This is a genomic window from Psychrobacter sp. (genome assembly GCF_035469765.1).
GTDB lineage: Bacteria > Pseudomonadota > Gammaproteobacteria > Pseudomonadales > Moraxellaceae > Psychrobacter.
Genome location: NZ_DATIRM010000394.1, coordinates 1 through 4,073 on the forward strand (window position 1 = coordinate 1; position 4,073 = coordinate 4,073).

The 4,073-nt window shown below is 40.3% G+C and carries 4 protein-coding genes and 1 pseudogene; 2 read left to right on the top strand and 3 right to left on the bottom strand.

All coding sequences use genetic code 11. From position 1 onward, the window contains the following. Positions 1-56: 56 nt before the first annotated feature. Both VLN09_RS11000 and VLN09_RS11005 read left to right on the top strand, forming a co-directional pair. Positions 57-407, top strand: a pseudogene (locus tag VLN09_RS11000) (M14 family zinc carboxypeptidase). 12 nt (positions 408-419) lie between these two features. Next, the gene (locus tag VLN09_RS11005; protein WP_325246476.1) at positions 420-809 is read left to right on the top strand and encodes a hypothetical protein; all 390 of its coding nucleotides are present in this window, start codon (positions 420-422) and stop codon (positions 807-809) included. A gap of 214 nt (positions 810-1,023) precedes the next feature. Here the strand turns inward: VLN09_RS11005 and VLN09_RS11010 are convergent, their stop codons facing one another. From VLN09_RS11010 to VLN09_RS11020, 3 genes are all read right to left on the bottom strand, one after another. After that, on the bottom strand, positions 1,024-1,869 hold the full coding sequence (locus VLN09_RS11010) for an IclR family transcriptional regulator (RefSeq protein WP_325246478.1): 846 nt from the start codon (positions 1,867-1,869) through the stop codon (positions 1,024-1,026). 182 nt (positions 1,870-2,051) lie between these two features. Further along, positions 2,052-3,317 carry an MFS transporter gene (locus tag VLN09_RS11015; RefSeq protein WP_414709127.1) on the bottom strand — a complete coding sequence of 422 codons (1,266 nt, stop codon included), beginning with the start codon at positions 3,315-3,317 and terminating at the stop codon, positions 2,052-2,054. Positions 3,318-3,426: 109 nt separating this feature from the next. Further along, positions 3,427-4,073: acyl-CoA dehydrogenase (locus VLN09_RS11020; RefSeq protein ID WP_325246480.1), on the bottom strand; the 647-nt coding region annotated here is incomplete at its 5' end.

A 4,073-nucleotide genomic window follows, 5' to 3' on the forward strand; every position in this document is an offset into this window, starting at 1 on the left:
CTTACAGCTATGAGCGTCATCAAGATTTATTAGCAGCCGTACAAATGCACCCGTTCATGGCTTTAGAGCATTTAGGCGATACTCTTGATAAGCGCGATTTAACCTTAGTTAAAATTAGTGATGGTGATAGCAGTACTGACGAGAGTAAACGCAAGATTTGGATCAACGCGCGTCAGCATCTTGGCGAGACGATGGCTGAGTGGTTGGTCGAAGGTCTTATGTATAGCTGATTAGACAACGATAATGCTACCGGCAAATTGCTATTAGAAAAAGCGAACTTCTACATTGTGCCGAATATGAACCCAGATGGTAGCGTGCGCGGATATCTTCGAACCAATGCAGTTGGGACAAACCTAAACCGTGAATGGTCAAATCCAAGTTTAGAAAAAAGTCCTGAAGTGTTTTAGGTCATTAATAAAATGGAGGCAACAGGAGTCGATCTGTTTTATGATGTACACGGTGATGAAGAGATTCCTTTTGTATTTCTTGCTGGCTCTCAAGGGACGCCAAGTTATAACGCCCGCCTTGCGCGTCTACGGGATAGGTTTGCAGAAGTACTGAAACTCGCCAGCGCGGATTTTAAGACTGAAGAGGGCTATGCCATTGATGCACCGGGTACAGCAAATATGACTCTTGCCACTCACTGGGTAGCTGAACGTTTTGACTGCCTTGCCAATACCTTGGAGATGCCATTTATAGACAACAATAATGTCCCTGATGCCGATACAGGCTGGTCACCTGAGCGTTCTATTAAATTAGGAGAAGCATCGTTAGTTGCTATGCTTGCGGTCGTGGATGATTTGCGTTAGTTAATGATTTAGTCTTGTCTCTTGCGGCAGTGCTTGAACATTATTTTTTATAACAGACCCTAAGAAAAATATTTAAAACCCTATAGTCTAATGGTTATAAAGTTTTTAAGTTTTCCAGAAAGGTATTTGTTTGTAAACTCACCAAAAAAAGCCATTATACTTTTTTGTTTTCTAGAAATTTATTGAAACCTAAAGAAGATTTTGTGACTGTGTTCTAGCTGATGTAAAGATTATCTTGAATATTATTTTTCATATGCAATAGACGAGGTGCGATATCTTCCTCTAGTTTGTCACGGCTAAGGACGAAGTTTGGCGCGCCACAATTAAAGGTCAGTAGACCCTCAGTAGGATGCATCAAGGCTGTAGCAACCGCATTCACATCTTTCTGCCATTCACTAATCGAAAAACAATACCCATAATCATCATAATCTTTAAAGGCTTTATCCAGTCCTCGCCTAATTTTCAGCCAATCATCTTTGTGCTTAGTACGAATGGCATCAAGAATGAACTCTTGCTCAGCCTGCGGCATGCTTGCTAAACATGCTCTTCCCATTGAACTTAAATGAATAGGTAAGTACGAACCGACATTGCGCCGCATCGTAGTCGTGCTAGAACCTTGAACGACATTTAGATATACCATGGTTAGTCGATCACGGGTTGCCATAGCAACGGCACTATTAGCATAATCTGCCAGTTCTTCCATGTACGGCGTTACCAAATTATTAATAGAGATATTGGCCATCATCGTGTAGCCAAATCCCAACACGCCTGCAGAGAGTTGATATTTACTACTATTTGATGATTGCTTTAAATAGCCTAACTTGACTAAAGTATAAGTAAGACGAGTGATCGTTCCTTTAGGAAGCCCTGTTAATTGACTGAGGTCTTGATTGCCAAGATAAGGACGTTGCGGTGTAAAACAACGAAGCAGCTCAAGTCCTCGAGCCAAAGCTGTGACGAATTGCCTGTCATGTTGATCTCTCATCTCTGCAATCGGCTCTAGCAACTCAATATGTGTTGTATTTTTAGAGCTGTCTTCCATAAGGTTTTTAGTTGTCATATATTATTTTTAATCTCAATTAAGTTAGTATAAATATGATGCTTATTGTATTTTTATAATAAAAAACGGTTGTACGCTAATAGTGTTCTGCACCTTTAACAATACTATGTTAAAGGTGCATTTAAATTACTGACATAGTTATTATAAGCTATTTCGCTATGCGGTATATATATTGAATAGTATTACGCCTTTTGCGGATCATACTGCTGTTCTTTGATGAACAAAGTTGGAATAAGACCACATAAGAAGTATGCCCCTGCCATCAGTAATAAACCTGCGCCGATAGAGTTTTGCATGGCCATATAACCAATGGCGACAGGAGCAATCACCGATCCTAACCGTCCGATATTGAATGCACCGCCAATAGCAGTACCTCGAATAGCAGTGGGAAAACTTTCCGTTAAATAAGTAGCATTGATAGCATAAGGGATGCCATACAAGAAACCAAAAGTTAGCATTAACCAACCGATGTTTTCTGGCGTATGCATATAGACCAATACCGGTATAAATAGTGCGGTACCCATAGTACCGAAAGCAAATACTATCTTACGACCTATTTTATCAGCCACTACGCCGGCAACTACTTTAGCAAACATCATAGTCAAATAAGTACCCGCCATATATAGTGCCATCTCCTTAAACTTGATACCCAGTTCAGTTTCTAGGTAAGAAGGTAACCAGTTGCTTACGCCAAAATAACCGAATAATAAAAGTCCTGAACTCATAGACCATAAAATAAACATGATGCGATGCTTTGGATTTTCAAATATGGCCTTATAGGGATTTTCAGGTTTTTGGAGTGAGTTTTTGGAGCCACTGAGTTTAAGGGCACGTGACTCTTTCCAAGACTGTGGTTCAGATATAAGAAAGTACATCGATATCGAGAGAATGATAGGTATAAATGTTAAAAGATACAGAGTGCGCCAACCATAACTTGGAATAATCCAAGCTGAAATGCTAGTAATAACCAAAGACCCTAAAGTAAAACCTGTCATCAACGCTGCAAGCACAGTCGTTCGATGTTTGGTAGGTACCATCTCAGACATCAAAGTATTAGTCGCGATGTATAAACTACCAAGACCCAAACAAGCGGTAAACCGTAATGCTATAAACTGCTCATAGCTTTGCACAAATCCACTAAAGCCAGATAAGATAGAGAAGAGTGCTGTCGCAACTACGATGACACGTACCCGCCCAAAACGATCACATGCCCAACCGCCGAAAAATCCACCGATTGCCATGCCAAATAATGACCAACTGCCCAAAGCACCTGCTTGTACATTGGTCAATCCAAATTCTTGTTTTAGACTTGAAAGCGTAAAGGCAAGAATACCAATATCAGCCCCATCACATAATAAAACTAGAAAACAAAAAAAGAAGGCTAGTTTCCAAGGTTGCTTCTGGGTAGAATTTAAGCTTGGATTTGAAGTTATAGCGGCACTTTTCACAATACATATCCTTATCGTTGTGAGAATAAAAAACTATTTTGATAGTGTCTTTATTACGGTATCTACGTCCTAGCAAATACCGGTATCGCCTTGCTCATGAAACAAATGACTATTTACTCACTTCTTTAATCATATTACGGGCAATAATAATTTGCTGAATCTGGGTAGTACCTTCATATAAACGATATAAGCGTACATCACGATAAAAACGCTCAATGCCATAATCTGCAATATAGCCAGCACCGCCATGGATTTGTACGGCTCTATCAGCAACACGGCCACACATTTCGGTGGCAAACATCTTGGCACAGGATGATTCGGTGACGACATCTTTACCTTCATCGCGCAGACGTGACGCATCTAATACCATAGATTTAGCCGCATAAATTTCTGCTTTTGAATCAGCGAGCATCGCTTGAATAAGCTGGAAATTAGCAATTGGTTGCCCAAATTGCTTACGCTCAACGGCATAATGTAATGCATCATCCAACATTCGAGTAGCGGCTCCGGTACTCGCTGCAGCAATATGTAGGCGTCCTTTATCAAGTACTTTCATCGCAGTTTTGAAACCTACACCTTCGATACCACCAATCAAAGCATCAGCAGGCACCACACAATTATCAAAGATAACATCACAGGTATGAGCACCTTTTTGACCCATTTTTTTGTCAATTTTACCCAAAGTAATACCAGGGGTATCGCTCTCAACGATGAAGGCTGAAATACCACCTGATCTTTTATTTTGTGGATCAGTAC

What these genes read in the sequence shown, in the direction of transcription:
- VLN09_RS11005 (WP_325246476.1), top strand. Translation starts at nt 420, where the DNA reads ATGGAGGCAACAGGAGTCGATCTGTTTTATGATGTACACGGTGATGAA.
- VLN09_RS11010 (WP_325246478.1), bottom strand. Translation starts at nt 1,869, where the DNA reads ATGACAACTAAAAACCTTATGGAAGACAGCTCTAAAAATACAACACAT.